Here is a 22017-nt window from a genome sequence, read left to right as displayed (position 1 = left end):
TTTATTGTAATTATTTAATTTTAAATTGTTCCTTCAGAGCTTTTATTACTCCATCTTAATGTATACACCTTCCCTGCTTCTGTCGGGAAATCATAGATAAGATCAGTTTTAATTTCAACAGGATTCAATTTTGCTTTGTCAGAAATCAGAGGTTTCGGAGTTTCCGGAATTTCAAAAAAGGAGTTCGGGTTTTTACCTTCTGCTTTTTTCAGTTTTATATTTCCGGAAAGTTTCATTTCGTTCGGAAGTCTTATTCTGCAGTTTCCTCCCAATCCTGATTTTATTGTAATTTCTTTAGCTTTGTTGTTTTCCCAGATCATGCTGACTTCGAAATCTCCATAGGCTTTCAGCCCTGAAATGCTGCCGTTTTTCCACTCACCCGGAAGTGCGGGAAGAATATCTATGAAACCATTTTGAGTCTGCAGAAGCATTTCGGTAATCCCGGAAGTACAGCCGAAATTTCCATCAATCTGGAATGGCGGATGGGCATCGAAAAGATTCGGATATGTTCCACCTTTGCTGCCCCAACCGTCTTTTTCCACCAGCGTTAACTGATCTTTGATTAATTTATTGGCGTGATTTCCGTCTAATAACTTAGCCCAAAGATTGACTTTCCATCCCATTGACCAGCCCGTGGATACGTCTCCCCGGTGAATGAGTACGGTTCTGGAGGCGTCCAGCAATTCCGGTGTGGTAAACGGACTGATCTGGTTGGAAGGAAATAATCCGTATAGATGCGAAACATGTCTGTGGTTATCTTTAGGATCGTCCAGGTCTTCCATCCATTCCTGCAATTGTCCGTAACTTCCGATTTTCATCGGTGGTAATTTTGAAATAATAGTGTTCCAGACCTGAATTTTATCTGAATCTGTATTGAGAATCTGTGCCGCCTTTTTTGTTTTGGTGAACAGGTCGAACATCAATTGGTTATCCATTGTATTTCCTGCTGCCAGAGCACTTCCCTGGTGTCCCTGCGGAATATTTTCGGGGGACATTGACGGGCTTGCCACCAGCCAGTGATGCGCAGGCTCTTCAATCAGGAAATCTTCATAGAACTGTGCTGCAGATTTCAGAACAGGATAAATGGTTCGCAGATAGTTTTTGTCTCCGCTGTATAAATATTTTTCCCACAAATGCTGTGAAAGCCAGGCGCCTCCCATGGGCCACATTCCGGCGTTTGCAAAATCCACTACCCCTGTTATTCTCCAGATATCGGTATTATGATGTGCTACCCAGCCACGGCTGTTGTACATTGTTTTTGCCGTTTCTTTTCCTGTTTCGCTCAAATCTTTTATCATCCGGATCAATGGTTCATGCATCTCAGGAAGATTGGTCTTTTCTGCCGGCCAGTAATTCATTTCCGTATTGATGTTAATGGTATACTTGCTGTCCCAGGCCGGTTTATTGGAATTGTTCCAGATCCCCTGCAAATTCGCAGGCTGCCCACCCGGCTGAGAGGAAGAAATCAGGAGATAACGCCCGAACTGATAATATAATGAAATAAGCTCCGGGTCATAACCCGTTGCAAAATTTTTAATACGGACATCTGTGGGATTTTTTGCTGCTTCGGAAGTTCCTAAATCCAGATCTACTCTTTTGAAATAATTCTGATAAGCATTCAGATGGTTTTGAACTAAAGTTTTGAAACTCTTATTTGCTGCTGCTTCAATATACTTTCTGGCTTTTGCAACTTCATCTGTATTTAAATTTTTATAGTCTGTAAAATTAGTGGCTATGGAAATAAGAATCATGGCCTCATGAGCATTGCTTACTGAAATTCCGGCCTCTGAGACCTGAGTTTTGCCGCCTTTGGTCATGAGTTTTGCCAGTGCATTGAATTTCACCTGCCCCTGAATGCCGTCTAATGTGGAAGAAATCCCATCCATCTGTAAAGTAGTGGCATCAATGGCTTTGACTTCCTTTTTGAGCTCGCTGTTGAATTTTGCTGTAAAGTTCAGTGCATTCCTGTGATCTGAACTTAATTTAATGACAATCACATGGTCAGGAATTGAGACAAAAACTTCTCTTTTAAAATTAATGCCACCAGAGGTAAATGTAGTGGTTGCTATTGCTTTTTCAATGTCCACTTCTCTGTAATAATTTCTAATATCCTTAAGGTTATCCATATCCAGCATAAAATCACCAATATTCTGGAATGCTGAGCCGTGAACTGTTTTTGCTGTTAATCCTTTATCCGCAAGGATCTGGGCTCTTTTATAGTTTCCGTTAAATAAATAATATCGGATGGAATCCAGGACTTTTGGAGCATCCGGATTATCATTTCGGGAAGGGCCTCCGGACCAGAATGTCCCTTCGTTCAGCTGAAGCTTTTCCTGATAAGGGTCTCCATAGACCATAGCTGCCATGTTTCCGTTTCCTATCGGTAGAGCTTCCACCCATTGTTTTGCGGGTTTATCATACCACAGCTTATACTTTCCTCCTTTCTGGGCAAAGGAAAATATACTGATCAGAAGACCTATGGTGATGTAAAACCCGGATTTCATTTTTACTTTTTAAACTTCAAACTATATTATTGTTATACTAAACTGTTTTCTTTCTGTTGATCAACGAAATGAGTCCCCAGGCTGCAACATATGAAATTCCTGCAATAAAGAAAATAATATTGTAACCACCATTGACATTTCCTGCCTTTTTGAATGTGTCCAAAACGATCCCGATGAACAATGGAAAAATAATTCCTGCCGCTGAACCGAGCATTCCGCCAAAACCAATGACAGAACTAACATAGCTGTTGGGTAACTGGTCTCCGACCGTGGTCATAAGATTGGCTCCCCATCCCTGATGTGCGGCTGTTGCAAAAGCAATAATGATCGTAATCATCCACATATTATCTACGTATTTTGAGAACATGACCGGAACCACCATCAAAGCAAATAATAACATTGTAAAACTCCTGGCTCTTCCGATGGCCCAGCCTTTTTTGATCAGAAATGATGAAAGATATCCTCCGCCGATACTTCCGATCGTCGTTCCGCTGTAAATAATAATCAATGGAAGGGATGGTTTTGTTAAATCCATTTTGAATACATCCGAAAAATACGCCGGCAGCCAGAACATGAAGAAATACCAGATAGGATCAGTTAAAATTTTACCGATGGCAAATGACCATGTTACTTTATATTTCAGTAATTCCGATAAAGGAATTTTGGTTTTCTCTTCTGCTTTTTCAGCCTGATCACTTTTTATATACTGCAGTTCTTCTTTGCTGATATTTTTTGTTTTTTCCGGTACAGCATAAAATTTCCACCAAAGAACAATCCAAACCATACCTAAAGCACCGATCCATACAAAGGTCTGTCTCCATCCGTAATGTCCGAGAATGAACGGAACCAATAGCGGCGCTAAAATAGCTCCCACCGTTGCTCCTGAGTTAAAAATACCCGTTGCCAATGCTCTTTCTTTTTTGGGAAACCATTCAGCCACTGATTTGATGGCGGCAGGAAAGTTTCCTGCTTCACTGATTCCCAACGTGCTTCTCGCAATGATAAACCCGATGGTATTTTTAACAAAGCCATGTCCTATCGAGGCAAGGCTCCATACAATCAAGGAAACGGCATACCCTATTTTGGTTCCTACCCTGTCTATAAACCTTCCCATGGCCATATAACCTATAGCATAAGTCGTGGTAAAAGCCATGACGATATAACTGTAATCTTTTTCATCCCAGCTGAATTCTTTTTCCAGCACAGGTTTCAGCAAGCCCATTACCTGACGGTCAAGATAATTGATCGTAGTGGCGAGAAAGACAAGAGACAGCATCCACCATCTTATATTGCGGTTTTGAGGAGCCTGCATTGAGTTATTGATTAAGTTGTTGTAATAATTCTTTTGTTTTCAGCGTCAGTTCTTCTTCATTAACATCTTTTCCGATGAGAGAGCTTCCCAACCCTGCTGCTATGGCACCTCCATTGAGCCATTCTCTGATATCTTCAGTTTCAGCATGGATTCCTCCGGTTGGCATAAAATTCATTCCCGGAAAAACAGGTTTCACAGATTTGATGTAGTTCTTTCCTAAAGCATCAGCCGGAAATATTTTAACCAGTTTTAAACCGTTCTGAAATGCAATATTGATATCGGAAGGGGTCAAACAGCCCGGAATCAAAAGGATATTTCTTTCAAGTGCATGTTTTACCAATACTTCACTGATGATAGGTGTAATGATGAAATCTGCTTTTACGTTAGCATAATCATCCATTTCTTTTATGTTTTTTACCGTTCCGATTCCTAGCAGAAGTCCAGGAAATTCTGTATGGGAAACTTCTTTCAGTCTGGTAAAATTTTCCAGTGCCTGATGGCCGCGGTTGGTATATTCTATCACACGGATTCCTGCTTCGTATAAAGCTTTTATGATATTTTTTGAGACTTCAAACGATTCGTTATAAAACAACGGAACGATTTTCTGGTCTTTTATTTTTTGTACTATTTCACTCATAATGTTTCGATATTAATGCTTTCATCAATGGTATCTCCTTTTACAAAAAGCTTTTTAAAAGCAACTTTTGTCGCATCTTCCAGGATCTGCTGATCAGGATTTCCTTTTAAAATTCCATGAATTAGGGCGGCCATAAAAGAATCACCGCTTCCTACTCTTTCTTTAATGGTATCTGAGTTATATTTTTTCGAAATCAAAAGCTCATCAGTAAATAAGGTGGCAAAGTAATTCACCTGTTCTCCGTTTGTAAAACGGAAGGTATTCGCAATTTTTTCCACCTCAGGGAATTGTCTTCTGATTTCCAATGCTGTTTTTTCGGCCTGTTTAAGAAGGTTTTCATCATCGAAATTTCCGTTAAGCTCATATTCAACAGGAATATTGAGAAACTGCTCCACAGACCAGATATTTCCCATAAGAACATTCACAAAAGGCATCAGCTCTTTAATTTTGTGAGGATTCTGGTTTTGCCAAAGCAACGCCCTGTAATTCAGGTCAAGAGAAACCGTAATATTTCTTGTTCTGGCTTCCTTCATGATTTGCAGACATTTGTGGAATGCCTGGTCACTCAAAGCCGGTGTGATGGTACTGATATGCAGCCATCTTACCTCTGAAAATATCTCATCATCACTGAAAGTTTCAAAATCCGACTGGGTAAAAACAGACGGAAAACGGTCGTAAACCACTGAAGCGTTCTGCATATCTCCATCAGAAGAAAGGTAAAATGTTCCCATTCTCCCTTGAGTTTTTTCTGCAAGGATTTCTATTCCTTTATTGTTAAGCTGTGATTCCAGCTGGTTTCCTACGAAATTTTCAGGCAAAGCTGATAATAATTTCACACGATTCTTCCACTGCGAAAGTGCAGCTGCTACATTGTATTCTGCTCCGCCTATATACATCTTCAGAGACTGCTCATTCAGCCAGTTTCCTTCGGAATCCGGGGCAAAGTGGAGAAGCAGTTCCCCGAAACATAATATTTTCGATGAATCCTGCATGGTTTTATATTTCAAAATAATTTTTTGTATTGTGATAACAGATATCCTGGATGATCTTTCCTACCCATTTTTCGTCATCGGGAAGAAGACCTCTTTCCATTTCACTTCCGAACATATTGCATAAAAGCCTTCTGAAATAATCATGTCTTGAGAATGATAAAAGGCTTCGGGAATCAGTCAGCATGCCGACAAAAGTGCTGATAAGACCGATATTGGAAAGCGTATTCATCTGCTTGGTCATCCCGTCAAGCTGATCAAGAAACCACCAGGCTGCTCCAAACTGTACTTTGGATTTTATGCCTCCTTCATTGAAATTTCCGGCAAGAGTAGCCAGAACTTCATTAAATGCCGGATTCAGATTGTAAATAATGGTTTTGGCCAGTTTTCCTTCTGAATTCAATGCATCAAGCAAAACGCTCAATCGCTGTGCGTAATATGGTTCTCCAATGGCATCATATCCTGCATTGGCACCCATTTTCCTGAACATTTCTGAATTGTTGTTTCGTGTTGCTCCTACATGAAACTGCTGTACCCAGCCTTTTTCTGCATACATTTTGCAAAGTTCTTTCAGCAAATAGCCGCATAATGCATCCGGATTGGAAAATGTCGAAATATTTCCTTTCAGAAATTCTGAAAACTCTTTTTCAAGGCTATGATTCCATTTTGTAGTATCCGGGAAATATTCAAAGCCGTGGTCAGCTACTTTAGCCCCTGCTTCCACGAAATAGTTGATTCTGGACTGAAGTGCATTCAACAAGTCAGAAATTGATGCGATGGAAAAACCACAGACTTTTTCAAGCTTTTTAATTCCTGAAAGATATTGTTCAGGATTGATCATATTGATATAGGTATCAGGACGGAAAGCCGGAAGAACAGCTGTTTTAAACCCACTGTTTTTTAATGCTTTATGATGAACCAGATCATCAGCAGGATCATCTGTAGTACATAAGGCTTCTACTTTAAAATTTTCAATAATGGATTGTGGCAAAAAACCAGGTGTCTGCAAACTTTCATTCATGTGATGATACACTGCATCTGCATTATTGGATGATAAATATTCGCTGATTCCAAAAGGATTTTTGAGTTCCAGATGGGTCCAGTGAAATAACGGATTACGAAGGGTATAAGGTACTACCTCTGCCCATTTCCTGAATTTTTCCTGATCTGAAGCATTTCCGGAAATAAACTGTTCATCAGTACCAAAGTTTCTCATGGCTCTCCATTTGTAATGGTCACCATCCAGCCATATAGCGGTTGAAGAACGGAAATTCTGATTGGCAGAAATCACATCCGGTTCAAGATGATTGTGATAATCGATCACCGGCATATCTTTGGCATATCCGAAATACAGATTTTCTGCCTTTGCCGATTCAAGCAAAAACAATTCTCCGAAAACGTCTTTATTTTTAATGGAATTACTCATGATTTATTTTTACAACCCTGAATTTTAATTAACTTGTTTAAACTCTGCAAAACCACAAAAGTCACAAAAGCCTTATTTTAAAACACTTTAGCTCACTTAAGAAAGTTTAAAATAATTCTGCAGAAAAGTTCACATAAGATGAAAATCAAAGATTTTCACAACACTTAGGTGTCTACTTTTTAAAAACAGGACCTTGAATGAAACCATTAAGGTCCTGTTTACTGTATATGAAAAAATTAGTTTTTTTTATACTCCACTGAATGCGCTGAAGCCTCCGTCAACAGGAATCAATGCTCCCGTGATAAAACTTGCGGCATCTGAACATAGAAACTGTACAACCCCGTTCAGCTCTTCTACTTCTCCAAATCTCTGCATCGGTGTTTTGGCCATTACTTTTTTACTTCTCTCCGTTAAGCTTCCATCCGGATTCAGAAGAATTGCACGGTTCTGATCTCCAATGAAAAATCCTGGTGCCACGGCATTCACACGTATCTTATCTCCGAATTTTAATGCAAGATCAGAGGCCAGCCATTGGGTAAAATTGGTGATTGCTGATTTGGCTGCAGAATATCCGGCTACTCTTGTAATCGCTGAATAAGCAGCCATGGAAGAAATATTGATAATGTTTCCGCTCCCCTGTTCAGCCATTGCTTTTCCGAAAACATAACTCGGGTAAACGGTTCCGTTGATATTAAGATCGGTAACCTCTGCCCATCCTTTCATATCCATATCAAAAAATGACTGTTCGGGAGATAAGGTTGCTGCCGGAATATTTCCACCCGCTATATTGAGCAGAATATCAATACGGCCATACTTTTCCTTTATTTTCACTGAAGCGGCTTCAAGGCTTTCAATATCCATCACATTGGATTCTACAGCGAGTGCCTCTCCTCCTAAATCCTTAAGTTCTTTTACCCGGGCATCCAGTGTTTCCTGGTTTCTCCCCAGTGCAACAACTTTGGCTCCGCCCTCTATAAAACTTTTGGCAAGACTTCCTCCCAAAACGCCTGAAGCCCCTGTGATGACTGCTACTTTGTTTTTAATACTAAACAGGTCTTTCATTTTACTTTTTATTATTTATTACAAACGCAGTTTAATTTTTCTGTAATTCCGATTGTACTGTGGCCATTACTCCTTCTATCTGACCCAATGCCAGCATTCTTCCTAAAAATGAATAGCCGGGATTATAACCTTTGTCAATATCTTCGGTTAAAAGCCTTCCATGATCAATTCTCATAGGAAGATCAGGGTTTTCTTTTTCGAATACACGGATCACTTCAATAAGCTTTCCTCTTCCTCCCAGGTGATGAGCCTCGATGAAGTCACCGTTTTCAAAAACATTTGTACTTCTCAGGTGAACGAATTTGGTACGGTGGGCAAACTTCTTTGCAAGCTTAGGAACGTCATTCTGAAGATTAGCACTTAGAGATCCGGCACAGAACGTTAAACCGTTGTGTGGGTTATCAACAGCTTTCAGAAGCCAGTCTATATCTTCTTCATTGGTCACTATTCTTGGTAAGCCCAATAGTGAAAATGGAGGATCATCTGGATGTACGCACATCTGAATATTCCATTTTTCACAGACGGGCATTATTTTTTCAAGGAAATATTGCATGTTCTGGCGAAGTCTGTCTTTATCTATTCCATCATACAATGCCAATAAACTCTTGAATTTTTCTACAGGATTCAATTCACCTTCTTTGATATTTCCGTTTACGAATCCCTGTGTTTTTACAATGACTGAATCTATCAGGTCATTACTATCTTTTTCCGTTAAGGTATTTTTTAATTCTTCTACCTTCTGAAGGATCTCCGGGTTATAGTCGTTTTCTGCCCCTTCTCTTTGAAGGATATGAATTTCAAAATACGCAAACTTGGCTTTGTCAAAATAAAGTGAGGACGAACCGTCTTCCCACTCGTGAAAGAGGTCGGTGCGTGCCCAGTCGAGAACAGGCATAAAATTGTAGCAAACTGTTGTAATGCCTGCTTTACCCAGATTTTCAAGGCTTGAGATATAATTTTCTATTAAAGAGTCACGGTCTTCACCTCCGTATTTGATCGCTTCGCTTACGGGAAGACTTTCCACAACAGACCAGCGAAGTCCGTGGCTTTCTATATAGTTTTTATAATCATTGATGGCCTCCAGATTCCAGATTTCTCCGTTTGGGATATCATGCAGTGCAGAAACAATTCCTTCTACTCCTATTTGACAAAGCGTACTCAGTTCTATTTTGTCTTTTTTTCCAAACCAACGCCAGGTTTTTTCCATAATTTTTAAATTTTAATTCAGATAAACAAAGCAGGTGCTTTCACACCTACTCTGTTGCTGATATGAATGTAGAATAAAATTAATTGTATCCGGGGTTCTGATATTTTGCCTTGATATCTGCAGATACTTCCATCGCATCAATCTGATTCTGAGGAATAGGTCTCAGATAATGAAAAGGTTGTATCGTTCTTGTCACCGTTTGCGGATCATGATCTCCATAAGAAGCTCCCCCGATCTGATAGGTAGCCGCATAATCTCCCCACTTCTGTGTACGTACCAAGTCATACCATCTGTAGAATTCGCCGTAATATTCGCGGGATCTTTCTGCAAGGATATAATCAATGGTAATTACCGCTGGTGTAGCCGCAATCATAGCAGCACTGTTATCTGCTACATAAGCAGTATTCTGGGCATTATTGAACTTCCATTTTCCTGCACGGGCACGGATGACATTAATTAAACTTCTGGCTGTCATAGCACCTGAAGCTCCTTTTACTGCTGCTTCTGCTGCAATAAAATAGAATTCTGAAAACTTGGCAACGCTGAAAGGACGGGTTAATCCCGCATTCGGATAGCCTAAGCCATTCGGATCATCGGTACGATAAGTTCCAATTTTCCATAAGCCAGGGTATACAATCCTGCTGATTCCATTCGGTGCAATTACCCAATCTGCTCTTCCTGCCAGTGTTCCTGCTCCTACACCACTTTGTCCCGCTCCTGTAGGATAAGCCGGCAGCTGGCTGTCATCGTTAAGAAAGCTCAGGATAGCCCCACCCGGTTGTACCGGTAAATTATTGGCGTTATAAAGTACAGGAACCGTTGTAAGACCCGTTCCATTCTTGTTCCAGTTTCCTCTGTACGTGGTTACAAAAGTTCCATCATAACGGGAATCATTGGTTTTATCTGCAAAAGTATTTTTAATGACTCCCAAAGTAGGACACATACGAACCCAAGGACGTCCCAGTGATTGCGCCGCCTCTCTCTGTACTGAACTTACAACGTCTGCGCCAACCCAAGCCGTGGTTTTACTGCTTTTGATAGCCGTATAATTCCAGGTCTGCATCCATGCTGCAAAATTGTCCGGAGCCCAGCCTGATCCAAATCCTACAGGATCACTTTCATTATAGTAAGTACTTGACTGTATATGGTCTGCATAGAGCATCGATTCTGTGTTTCTGTCGTTTGAACCTACATTGACATCATAAAAAGTAGGCTGAAGCGCATAAGGTCCCGGGTTGTTGATTCCTTCCATTGCGACATCATAAGCCTGCTGGAAATACCATTGAGCATTATGTCCGTCAGGGTCAGTTCTTGTTGCTTCAGGGTAAGTCGGAATATTGTTAGGATTCTGCAGCCACCATCCATAAGTAAGGTAAGCTTTGGCAAGCATTAATCTTGCTGCATTTTTGGTTACACCACCTGTTACTCTCGGTGATGAAGGTAAATTTTCTATTGACTTTTTAAGATCAGCAAAAACCGTTTTTGTGTAGACTTCCGGCACGGTATTCCTTGCAGAATTCGTGGACGGAAGCGTATTATATTTCAATTCTCCTGCCCCTAAGTCCAAAGGAACTCCTCCATAGGTCTGCACTAGCATGAAATAATAAAATCCGCGGAAGAAACGGGCCTCGGAAATCATGGATTCTGCGATTCCGAACCCCGGTCCCTTTTCAATGATTCCATTGGCTGTATTGATATACGGAAACACTGAATTCCAAACCATACTAGTAGGAAAAGTATTGGAATTGATAATACCGTTTCCAGACATATCAAGTTCTTTAAAGTTACCATCCGCACTTTGGGCCCATGTTGATTCGTCAGTTCCATTCTGGCAATTGCTCATGAAATATCCATTACCGTACAATAATCTCATCTGTCTGTACAGAGAGGTAAATCCCTGATTAATTCCATCCGGTGTACTAAAGTAATCCGCTGTATATATTGATCTTGGCTGCTCATCCAGAATTTCATTACATCCTGTAAATGTTAGGGATAAAAAGATTGTTCCCAATACCAGTTTTTTGTTAAAATTTATCATGACAATACAGTTTTAAAAGGTTAAGTTAAGTCCCATTAAGTAATTTCTTGTGGAAGGGTTGTTGGTTCCTATAACAAGCTGACGGCTTTGATATCCGCTTACGGCCTGGTTTTCATTTCCGAAAGAGTTCGGTTCCGGATCCATTCCTGAGAACTTATGATAAGGAGAGAATAATACAACAGGATTTGTTACGGTAAAGTAAATTCTTAAGCCTGTGATCTTCAAATCCTTTAAAAAATCTTTGTTGAAATTATAGCCTAATGTAATCGTACGGAGCTTAAGGTAAGAAGCATCAAACATCGCTAAAGTAGAAGAATACTTCGGGTTATCACCGCTCAAATGGCGTCCCGGACGAGGAAAATAAGCTCCTGTGTTATCTTCTGTCCAGTAGTCTACATCGACGTTGTTCCCTCTACCTGTTAATCTGTTAAGATAACTTGCAGATCCGTAAATGGTACTTACCAGGATTCCTCCGTTTTGGAAAGCCCCTACTGTGCTTAGTTCAAAGTTCTTGTAGGCAAAACGCATATTGAATCCTCCCTGAAATTTAGGAGCGGTATCAAAAATCTGCCTGTCATCAGGTCCTATTGCCCTTACCGGTGTTCCGTCAGGATTATAACCTCCGGTGTAAAGAACTTTGATAGATCCTACTACATCTGCAGCAGTTCCCGGTTCCAGAATGCTTTGATAGGGATCTCCTGCCTGCCAAAGGCCTACATACTGATAATCATATAACGAATTGATATTATGACCTACAAACCAAAGATTATTCACATCGCGTGTTGTTCCGGATGCAAGAGATAAAATTTTGTTTCGGTTGGTATAAAAATTAACTCCGGCTTCCCATGTAAACCCATCCGGATTATCGAAAATGACACCGTTTAAGGAAACTTCAAAACCTTTATTTTCTGTTTCCGCTACATTGGAAACAATGGATGACCATCCGCTTGTTGCCGGAAGACTCTTCTGTGTCAACAGGTCATATGTATGGGTTTTGTAATACTCCACACTCCCCGTAAGGCGGTTGTTCAATAAACCGAAATCAAGACCGTAGTTTTGCGTTTTTGAATATTCCCAGCCCAGGTTCGGATTTGGTGGCTGACTTCCATAGATCCCTGTACTTCCTGCACTTCCAAAATTATAAGGAGCAACACTAAATCTTCCCATAGTAGAATATGGATCTACTGCCTGATTGGAGGTCTGTCCCCATCCAACCCTGAATTTAAGAAGATTAATGGCTTTGATATTCTGCATAAAGGATTCATTGGTAACATTCCATCCTAATGATAATGCGGGATATGTATGCCATTTGTTGCCGGGAGCCAGTCTGGAAGATCCGTCTGCACGAAGTGTTGCTGTCAGCATATACTTGTTATCATAGGTATACATTACCCTTCCCATTGCAGAAAGAAGACCCGTTTTCCAGTAGATCTGGTCTTCCGGTCGTACGGTAATATCTGCCTGAGGCGATTGTCCCAGATTATAATACTGGAAAAAATCTGCAGGGACATTCTTTGCGCTCATGTATGAGCTTGTATACTTATTTCCTTCTGCGGAATATAATCCTACGGCATTAATTTTATGCTTTCCAAATGTACGGTCGTAGGTTAAAAGGTTTTCCAGGACCCAGTGATAGGTTTGGTTATTCCCTCTTCCTGCAGCTGAAGGCCCAAGAGGATTCGTATTAAATACTCCTACCCCAGCATAATTTCCACTATTTGAAGTACGGAAATCCAAACCTACATTCAATCGGTATTTCAGTCCTTTGATCGGAAGATTGGCTTCCCCGTAAAGGTTGTTGTAGGATGCAAAAGATTTGGTTTCGTCAATATATTTATCTCCAAGACTTTCCAGGCTCCCTCTGGTATAAATCCATGTCTGATCAATACCTCCAGCCGTGCTCATTACCCTCTTCGGGCTTCCGTCCGCATTGTAAGGATTGGCAATTGGAGAAAATCCCAGCACTGCTCCCGGATTTACCCCATTTCCTTCAGAGATTGAATAATTGGTATTGGATGTAAAACCAAATTTAAAAACAGAGCCTACCTGCTGGTCAATAGCCATTCGCAGGGCAAATCTTTCATAACTTTGAATAGGGATCAATGCATCTTGCTTGAAGTAAGATAACCCTACATTATAATTTCCTCCGTCTGTTCCTCCTGAAACCCCGATATCATGACTGGTCATCATCGCCGGTTTGTAGTACAGGCTTTGCCAGTCCGTATTAACACTGTTGCTTTCATCAGCACCATTTGAATATAAAGGTGTTGTATTTCCTGCCGGAATCGCATAAGCACGCAACTGTGCAAACTTAGGACCATCCATCATAGGATATTTTGAAAACAACGTCTGAACTCCCGTAAAGGTATTGTAAGTGAATCTGGGTTTCTGCCCTTTTGCTCCTCTATTGGTTGTAACGAGGATAACTCCGTTTGCTCCTCTGGATCCGTAAATCGCTGTAGCAGAAGCATCTTTAAGGATGTCAATACTTTTGATATCACTTGAACTTATATCTCCCAGTGATCCTACGAAAGGAATTCCATCCAATACAATCAACGGATTATTATCTCCTGTCAGAGATCTTGTTCCCCTGATACGGATCTGCATGGCAGCACCCGGTTTTGTAGAGGTTTGTGAGATATCTACCCCTGCCGTTCTTCCCTGTAATGCCTGAGTTATGTTAGCAGAAGGTACTTCACGCAATGCATCTCCTTTTACCGTGGCCACAGAACCTGTAACCGCCTCTTTTCTTTGTGTTCCATACCCTATTACAACAACTTCATCTATTTTCTTTTCTTTAACTATCGTATCCTTTTTAACCTGTGAATATGCTATGCCGGAAGGCAATAAAGTCATTGCAAAAAATAATGCTGCTTTATTGCTTTTATTGAAATAAAATCGGTTCATAATTATTATTTTTAGTATTAGTTATTGAATAAAAGGCTGATTAATAATTATAGTTTGTAAAGTCCTTAGTGTTTACAAGCCTTTTATTTTTTATTATATATGCATATTCACGATGGCTTCAAACAATTCCTGTTTTCCGCTTTTTGGCTGTGGTTCGCCGATTTCGTGAGCTATTCTCTGAAGATCTTCCAGGGTAAGTTTACCTTCCTCGAAAGATTTTCCATTCCCGTTATCAAAAGAAGCATAACGATCTGTTCTCAGTTTTTTGTAATCAGAATTTTCCAGGATATCAGCTGCTGCAAGAAGACCTTTTGCGAATACATCCATTCCTGAAATATGAGAAATGAATAAATCTTCAGCATCTATAGAATTTCTTCTGATTTTCGCATCAAAGTTTACTCCACCGGCTCCCAGGCCTCCCGCCGGAAGCAGTACAAGCCACGCCTGAACCATGTCGTAATAATCGATCGGGAATTGGTCGGTATCCCATCCGTTCTGATAATCTCCTCTATTGGCATCAATGCTTCCTAAAAGTCCGGCATCTACAGCTACCTGAAGCTCATGCTCGAATGTGTGCCCCGCCAACGTAGCGTGATTCACTTCGATATTCAGTTTGAAATCTTTATCCAATCCGTAATGTCTCAGGAATCCGATCACTGTTTCGGAATCATAATCATACTGATGCTTGGTAGGTTCCATTGGTTTTGGCTCGATCAGGAATGTTCCTTTAAATCCTTGCTGACGCGCATAGTCTCTTGACATGGAAAGAAAACGGGCCAGGTGATCTTTTTCACGCTTCATATCCGTGTTTAAAAGACTCATATATCCTTCTCTTCCACCCCAGAAAACATAATTTTCTCCTCCCAATGCTATCGTTGCATCTATTGAGTTTTTCACCTGAGTTCCTGCGCAGGCCACGACGTCAAAATTCGGATTGGTAGAGGCACCGTTCATGTATCTTTCATGAGTGAAAACATTGGCTGTTCCCCATAGAAGCTTAATTCCTGTTTCCTGCTGCTTTTGTTTTGCATATTCTACAATAGTCTGAAGGTTTTTCTCATAATCCTTCCAGTTATTAGCAGGATCTACCAGGTCGATATCGTGGAAACAGTAATAATTGAAGCCCATTTTGGACATGAATTCAAAACCAGCGTCCATTTTATGCATGGCTCTGGTCACTGCATCATTTCCGATGTCCCATGGATGGTGGATCGTAGGACCTCCGAACGGATCACTTCCGTTTGCACATAAGGTATGCCACCAAGCCATTGCAAATCTGGTCCAATCTTTCATAGGTTTTCCCATCACAATCTTTTCAGCATCATAATATCGGAATGCCAACGGGTTCTTACTTTCTTTTCCTTCAAACTTAATTTTTTCAATACCCGTAAAAAACTCTTTTGTACCTGTTAAAGTGTTCATATTTATTTGATTATTTTTAATTTGTTTTTTTAATTTTTGCGTAGGAATTCCCTTCTCACTGGTTCTTAAAAGTCAGTAAGAGGATGAAAAATACGGTTGTAATTGCTTTAGATTATTTCATTAAGATGATGTTTCCATCGCGCATAGGCTTCTGTATATTGTTCTTGTTTTTCGTGTTCCGGCTCTATCACCGCTATCTTTTCAAGTGAAGAAAATGCTTCCCTGGAATCTGAATAAAATCCAATTCCCATTCCAGCAGCTCTTGCAGCTCCCACTGCTCCATCGGTATCATAAAGTTCAATGACCGCATTGCTCACGCTGGCCAGAGACTGGCGAAAAATTGAACTTAAAAACATGTTGGCATTTCCTGCACGGATGACCTGTATATCCATTCCGATATTTCTCATGATATCCATTCCGTATTCGTAAGAGAATACAATACCTTCCTGCGCCGCACGCAGTATATCTCCCTTAGTGTGTATATTGAAATTGATTCCGTGAATAGAACAGCTGGTATCTTTATTTTCCAGTACCCTTTCAGCACCGTTTCCAAAAGGAATGATACTTAACCCTTTTGAGCCAATAGGTGAAAGCGAAGCCATATCATTCATATCCCCATAAGAAGAAAGTGAGGTTGCGAAATTATGCTTCAGCCAGGAATTTAAAATACCGGTTCCGTTGATACATAGTAAAACTCCAAGCCTGATCTGTTCAGGTGTATAATTGACATGGGCAAATGTATTTACCCTTGATAACTTATCATATTCCAGCTGATCCAGAACGCCATAGACAACTCCTGAGGTTCCTGCTGTGGAGGCAATTTCTCCGGGATTAAAAACATTCAGGGAAAGCGCATTATTCGGTTGATCACCTGCCCTGTAGGATATAGGTGTCCCTTCTTTTAAGCCTAATTCCTCAGCTGCTGCTTTGGAAACCGTTGCCTGGATACCAAATGTAGGTACGATTTCAGGGAAAAAGCTTTTAGGAATACCATAGTAGTTTATGATATCTTCCGAAATGCAGTTGTTTTTAAAATCCCAGAAGATCCCTTCTGATAATCCCTCAATGGTTATTCCGATCTCCCCTGAAAGTCTCATAGCAATGTAGTCTCCCGGGAGCATGATTTTATCTATCTTTTCAAAAATTTCAGGCTCATTTTCTTTTACCCAGGCCAGCTTTGATGCTGTAAAGTTTCCGGGTGAATTCAACAAATGAGACAGGCATTTTTCTTCTCCTATTGTTTTAAAAGCTTTTTCGCCGTAAGGCACAGCACGGCTGTCACACCAGATAATGGATGGCCTTAAGACATTCTGATCTTTATCCACCAGAATCAGACCATGCATCTGCCAGGTAATTCCAATTCCTTTGATATCTTCAGCATGTACACCGGATTCATGCATCACAGCTTCATGTGCCAACCTCAGATTGGTCCACCAGTCGACTGGATTTTGCTCTGCCCATCCCGGATTTATAGCAGTGATTTTCATTTCTTTTTTGGGAGAAAATTCAGAAGCAATCACTTTTCCACTGGATGCCTCGATGAGACAAACTTTCACAGAAGAACTGCCAATGTCATAGCCTAGTAAGTACATAATTTTTTAAAAAGGTTATTTTATAAGTTTTGTATTGTTTTTCTTGTAAATCTTAGCGTCAAATCTGTAGTACCTTGCTGCACGGTGTGACACATCTTTTTGAATTTCATCCAAGGGAACAATATAGGGGAACGAAGAAATTTTTTTATGAAAATTCTTGATGTCAATATTTTTTTCACTTAATGCACTATAGAGCTGATAGAGCTGTCTGATGGTGAATCTTTTCGGCAGCAGCTCAAAAATGATAGAGAAATCAGATTCAATCCATTTTCTGATCTCCATTAGAGATTCACTGATAATTTTGTTGTGATCGAAAGGCAATCCCGGAACTTCATCAATAGGATACCAGTCTACGGTATCATATTTTGTACTGTTGATCTTGTGGTCTATTTTACAAAGAGAAAGATAAGCCACTGTAATGATCCTGTCTATATGATGTTTGTATTCCTGATCCATCCATTTGATATCATGCGCATTACTTGCTCTCATGGGATCTGCAAAGCATTTGAACTGTTTGAGGACCATTTTTTTAATCCCTGTAAGTTCATGCAGTACTCTTTGTGCAGCATCATCCACATCTTCGTCGCTGAAAATCAAACTTCCGGGAAGCTTGATTTGTTTTTCCAATGGTACATCATCTACATGACGTTGTACTAATAATATATTCAACCGGTTTTCATGGTCAAATCCAAACACAACGCAATCTACAGAGACGTAGGTATGAATAAAATTCTGATTCATTAGTTTGTTAACATTTTGGTAACATTACAAATATAAAAATTCATCTGAATAAAAAAAATAAATCCATCATTATCTACTGCTTATCAACACATTACATATCGAATTTTTATGATATGAATTGTATAAAAATTATGATAAGGTTATCATTAAAAATACACTTACTTATTTCATAAGACATGAGTTCACAATTAATTGCAATATCACAACACCAAAAAGAGGATCATTTTTTTCTGAATAAATATTATGATAAGAAGAATTAATTTTTTTTTCATTTTAGCTGAAAAAAAAATGTAAAAAAGACACTTTTTATTATGAAAAAGTAAATAAAAACCTATTTTCATTCACCAATTTTCCGCTCTAACAGCAAAAAATTATGAAACAATAAATTTAAAAGGTGTGATTATTTGATCTGGTATCCGTCAAAAAAATCCAATTATAACTTGGAATTGCCAGATGATTTCGATATCATCTACTGCTATCAAAAGACAGGCAAGATGTTTACTATGAAGAAGAAAATTAGTGTTGAAAACAAAAAATATATGGCAACTTTATTGTCGGTCATTAATTGCAAAGAAACTTATATTCTGCAGTGTCCATCTCTGGACACCACAGAATATTAAATCTTTTACTGATGTAATAGTCCGGAGAATCTGAACTATGTAATTTCTTCATTACTATTTCCTGGCTTAGCTCTCATCCTTTGTATTCTTGACTAAGCTGATTCCAGCAAAAAAGAAAAGTAAACCGATAATTCCCACCACGATAATCGGCATATTGGCTACACCTTTGGTGATTAAGCCATTTCCTACATAAATAAGGCCACCTATCCCAAGTAGGGTTAATATTGTCCCAAAAATTCTTTTGACGTTCATGATATTATTTTTTATTAGGTTAGTATCCTCTATTTTTGACTTGCTGGCATTTTTCATTTCCCAGCATATTTATCAATTATCTTTTTAAGGTCAATTCCCTTTCCTAGCACTGGCTTAAATATATCGCCTTCACTTTGCAATCGCTCCAACGTATTGAAAATATGAAAATCACTCATTTTAAGTCCCTTTTTAACTTCATCCCAATGCAGAGGCATAGAAACAGTCGCCCCAGGTTTTGGTCGCACAGAATACACCGATGCAATAGTTGCATGAGGCCTGTTTTGTAAAAAATCAAGATACATTTTTCCCTTACGGTCTTTAATGACCCGTTCCAAACTTGTATAATCAGGAAGTTCTTGATGTACCAAGGTGACTATTACGCGAGCAAACTCTTTGGACTGTTCATATGTATATTTATTTCCCTACGGAATATAGATATGAAGACCGGTCGATCCACTTGTTTTGCAGTAAGAATCTATACCCATATCATCTAAAATCTGTTTTGTAACCTGTGCGGTTTCGATTACCTGATCAAAAGAGTTTTTATCAGGATCGAGGTCTACGATACAGTATGTCGGATGTTCAGGTTTTTTTATTGTACTATTCCAGGGATTCATCTCTATACAGCCAAGATTTGCCATATATAACAATGTTGCTTCATCTTTCCCAACAAGGTAGTGCTTGTCCTCATTATCTGTTTCACTCCTATACAAAAAAGTATCAGCCCAGTCCGGTGCTGTATCTGTCACATTTTTAAAATAAAAGCTTTTACCTTCAATACCATTGGGAAATCGGTTCATACTCTGAGGGCGGTCCTTTAAATAAGGAAGAATAAATGGTGCTACCAGGTAATAGTAATTGATCAAATCGCGTTTAGTAATTTTTGCTTTTGGCCAAAAACCTTATCCAGGTTTGTAAATTTAAGTTCGTGCTTATTGACGGTTTTCACCTGTGTCTTTTCAGTAGGATTCAATAAGGTTTTCCTTTTCATTTTGCCAGCAGGTTTTATTATTTTTTCATGATGTTCATCAGTAATCTGAGCTGTATCAATTTCTTTTTCAAGAATAATTTCCATTGGGTCTTTATCTTCCCGCATCCCCTCAAAGGAAGGGTGACGCATGACTCCATCACTGGTCATTTCTGTAAAACTTACTTCACAGATAAGTTTAGGCTTTAGCCATGTAACGGAAGCATGAGGGGGATTAGGCCGAAATCGGGAAGGTTTGTTGACATCGGGCTCCTCAGAAAAAGGAGGCTTATTAGTGAACAGTGGTTTAAATTGTTCCATCATCTCCTTCTGCAACTTGTCATTAAATCCTGTGCCCACTTTTCCTTTATACACAAGATCTTTACCTTCATAAACTCCTACAAGGATGCTGCTAAAAGATTTTCTGGAGTCATCATTCAACGTAAAACCTCCAATAACCACTTCCTGTCTTTTATTGGCTTTGATCTTAAGCCAGTCCTTTGTCCTTACATGTACATGGTACAAACTATCCTTCTTTTTGGCCATTATGCCTTCAAGTCCCATGTTCTTTGCAGCTTCCAAAAATTCTATCCCGGAAGTATAAAATGGTGTACTGATTTTTATTATATCATTCTCCTCTAATATTTCTTTTAGAATTTCCTTCCGCTGACATAAGGTAAGGTCTGTAAGGTCCTTTCCATCATGCCATATAATGTCAAAGACATAGTACAGTAAAGTTCCGTCTGCCTCACTGCGCCAGTTTTGTAATGATCCGAAGTCAGCCTTGCCATCCTCCCCTACAACGACTATTTCTCCATCCAAGATAACATTAAGATTAAGCGCCTTGAGCGAATCATATACCGGATAAAATTTCTCGTTAAAGCTTTTGTCATTACGAGATTTGATCTCAACCTTGCCCCCTTTTAAAAAGGACACTGCCCTGTACCCATCCCATTTCACTTCATAGAGCCAATTTTTATCTTCAAAGGGCTTATCCACAAGTGTAGCAAGCATTGGTTGTACATGATTGTAAAAAGCCTTCTTTGGCGCGCCTTTTAAAATCTTATCCACATCAATATCCTCCTTCTCTGATCTGTTTGAGCTTAATTGTTCCTCAATGAGTTCTGGAGTCGTTTTTTTTTCAGTAGTCTTATCTTTGAGCCTACTCTCCTTTTTTACATTAGGTTTTCCATAAACTTTATCTGGAGATTTTTCCATCTGGACTATTGTCTTTTTGGAAATCACGGATTTATCTTTTAATGTAATATCCCTGGTCGTTGCGTATTTATCTTCAAGCTTCATCAGAAGCCAGCTATTCTCGCCCCTACCATAAGCTTTTACCAAGGCGAATTCTCCTTTTAGTTTTTTACCATTTAGCTTTATTTTCAACTTACCGGCATGAAGTTGGTGCAATAGATTTTCCTCCTGCTTTTTCAAATCTCCTTCCACTGGCTCCGAAGGTTCATAAGTACCTTCGTCCCAAACAATCACCGTACCCCCACCATACTGTCCCTTTGGGATAATACCTTCAAAATCCCGGTAATCATATGGATGGTCTTCAACCATCATAGCAAGTCTTTTAATATTCGGATCCAGGGAGGGTCCTTTAGGAACCGCCCAACTTTTTAACACTCCGTCCATTTCAAGACGAAAATCGTAATGAAGATGGGAAGCATCATGTTTCTGAACAACAAACCTCAATTCTTTGCCAGATGACTTACCCCCAAAGGGTTCGGGAGTCTTTTCTTCTGACCGCTTTTCACGATATTTTTCTAAAGCCATACCAATTGTTTTTTAAGTTAATGGATTTTAGAATCTAAAAATTTGGCCGCACTTAACAAATGCACAGCTGACACTCTAATGATGCAAGTATTGCTATTTTTGGTGACGCTTCCTTAAGTAATCTTCTAATGTTTTTCGGTCATTAGAACCGGTTGCTTTTATAGCACCAACAACGGCTTGTGAGGTTACTCTCATTTTTTCCTTGAAATACTGGATTTCATAATTTTCTGAACCACTTACCTGTTTGCGGTCTTTTTTCCCTTTTTTAGATTTATCGTCTGTCATGGTTTAATATTTTAAGTGATTTACATTTGGTGATTAAAAAAAATACAAATATTACGCCGTTACGTATTATTTATTTTTACATAAGATAACCAAAACTAAAAAGTTTAAAAACAGAAGACTTATGAATGAAAATTGTTGTATAAAAATAAATTAGTGATCAAAATCGGATCTGTCAGACTTTACAGCAATCTGTTTCTTAAAGCTAATATATTAACTGGGGGTTGTAAAATTGATTTCAGTAACCATGTATTCACAGGCAAGAAAAAATAGCATT

At 39.4% G+C, this 22017-nt stretch carries 17 protein-coding genes; all 17 read right to left on the bottom strand.

Annotation, left to right across the window (positions count from 1 at the left end):
• Positions 1-20: 20 nt before the first annotated feature.
• The gene (locus tag PFY10_01145) at positions 21-2504 is read right to left on the bottom strand and encodes a glycoside hydrolase family 95 protein (GenBank protein ID WBV57044.1); all 2484 of its coding nucleotides are present in this window, start codon (positions 2502-2504) and stop codon (positions 21-23) included.
• Positions 2505-2541: 37 nt separating this feature from the next.
• Positions 2542-3816: an MFS transporter gene (locus PFY10_01140; GenBank protein ID WBV57043.1), complete on the bottom strand. Its 1275-nt coding sequence runs from the start codon at positions 3814-3816 to the stop codon at positions 2542-2544.
• 4 nt (positions 3817-3820) lie between these two features.
• Positions 3821-4453, bottom strand: a complete 633-nt coding sequence (locus PFY10_01135) for a bifunctional 4-hydroxy-2-oxoglutarate aldolase/2-dehydro-3-deoxy-phosphogluconate aldolase (protein WBV57042.1) — start codon at positions 4451-4453, stop codon at positions 3821-3823.
• Positions 4450-5445 carry a sugar kinase gene (locus tag PFY10_01130; protein ID WBV57041.1) on the bottom strand — a complete coding sequence of 332 codons (996 nt, stop codon included), beginning with the start codon at positions 5443-5445 and terminating at the stop codon, positions 4450-4452. The genes PFY10_01135 and PFY10_01130 overlap by 4 nt, the downstream gene beginning before the upstream one ends.
• Before the next feature lie 4 nt (positions 5446-5449).
• A complete protein-coding gene (gene uxaC, locus PFY10_01125) occupies positions 5450-6868 on the bottom strand; it encodes a glucuronate isomerase (GenBank protein ID WBV57040.1) in 1419 nt (472 codons plus the stop codon).
• 246 nt (positions 6869-7114) lie between these two features.
• Positions 7115-7930: an SDR family oxidoreductase gene (locus PFY10_01120; protein ID WBV57039.1), complete on the bottom strand. Its 816-nt coding sequence runs from the start codon at positions 7928-7930 to the stop codon at positions 7115-7117.
• A gap of 31 nt (positions 7931-7961) precedes the next feature.
• Positions 7962-9137 carry a mannonate dehydratase gene (uxuA, locus tag PFY10_01115; protein ID WBV57038.1) on the bottom strand — a complete coding sequence of 392 codons (1176 nt, stop codon included), beginning with the start codon at positions 9135-9137 and terminating at the stop codon, positions 7962-7964.
• A 79-nt stretch (positions 9138-9216) separates the two neighbouring features.
• Positions 9217-11175 carry a RagB/SusD family nutrient uptake outer membrane protein gene (locus tag PFY10_01110; protein WBV57037.1) on the bottom strand — a complete coding sequence of 653 codons (1959 nt, stop codon included), beginning with the start codon at positions 11173-11175 and terminating at the stop codon, positions 9217-9219.
• A gap of 12 nt (positions 11176-11187) precedes the next feature.
• A complete protein-coding gene (locus PFY10_01105; GenBank protein WBV57036.1) occupies positions 11188-14082 on the bottom strand; it encodes a SusC/RagA family TonB-linked outer membrane protein in 2895 nt (964 codons plus the stop codon).
• Between the two features lie 93 nt (positions 14083-14175).
• A complete protein-coding gene (gene xylA / locus PFY10_01100; GenBank protein WBV57035.1) occupies positions 14176-15504 on the bottom strand; it encodes a xylose isomerase in 1329 nt (442 codons plus the stop codon).
• A 107-nt stretch (positions 15505-15611) separates the two neighbouring features.
• Positions 15612-17096, bottom strand: a complete 1485-nt coding sequence (locus tag PFY10_01095) for an FGGY family carbohydrate kinase (GenBank protein WBV57034.1) — start codon at positions 17094-17096, stop codon at positions 15612-15614.
• 15 nt (positions 17097-17111) lie between these two features.
• The gene (locus PFY10_01090) at positions 17112-17837 is read right to left on the bottom strand and encodes an NUDIX domain-containing protein (GenBank protein ID WBV57033.1); all 726 of its coding nucleotides are present in this window, start codon (positions 17835-17837) and stop codon (positions 17112-17114) included.
• A 686-nt stretch (positions 17838-18523) separates the two neighbouring features.
• Complete coding sequence (locus PFY10_01085; GenBank protein ID WBV57032.1) at positions 18524-18766, bottom strand: hypothetical protein; 243 nt, start codon at positions 18764-18766, stop codon at positions 18524-18526.
• The gene (locus tag PFY10_01080) at positions 18763-19077 is read right to left on the bottom strand and encodes a hypothetical protein (GenBank protein ID WBV57031.1); all 315 of its coding nucleotides are present in this window, start codon (positions 19075-19077) and stop codon (positions 18763-18765) included. The genes PFY10_01085 and PFY10_01080 overlap by 4 nt, the downstream gene beginning before the upstream one ends.
• Before the next feature lie 54 nt (positions 19078-19131).
• On the bottom strand, positions 19132-19575 hold the full coding sequence (locus PFY10_01075) for a hypothetical protein (GenBank protein WBV57030.1): 444 nt from the start codon (positions 19573-19575) through the stop codon (positions 19132-19134).
• A complete protein-coding gene (gene ligD / locus PFY10_01070; protein WBV57029.1) occupies positions 19572-21458 on the bottom strand; it encodes a non-homologous end-joining DNA ligase in 1887 nt (628 codons plus the stop codon). The genes PFY10_01075 and ligD overlap by 4 nt, the downstream gene beginning before the upstream one ends.
• Before the next feature lie 93 nt (positions 21459-21551).
• Positions 21552-21743: a DUF3606 domain-containing protein gene (locus tag PFY10_01065; GenBank protein WBV57028.1), complete on the bottom strand. Its 192-nt coding sequence runs from the start codon at positions 21741-21743 to the stop codon at positions 21552-21554.
• Positions 21744-22017: the final 274 nt, after the last annotated feature.

Source organism: Chryseobacterium daecheongense, from assembly GCA_027920525.1.
Classification (GTDB): Bacteria; Bacteroidota; Bacteroidia; order Flavobacteriales; family Weeksellaceae; genus Chryseobacterium; species Chryseobacterium proteolyticum.
This window is presented reverse-complemented; position numbering and strand designations above follow the sequence as displayed.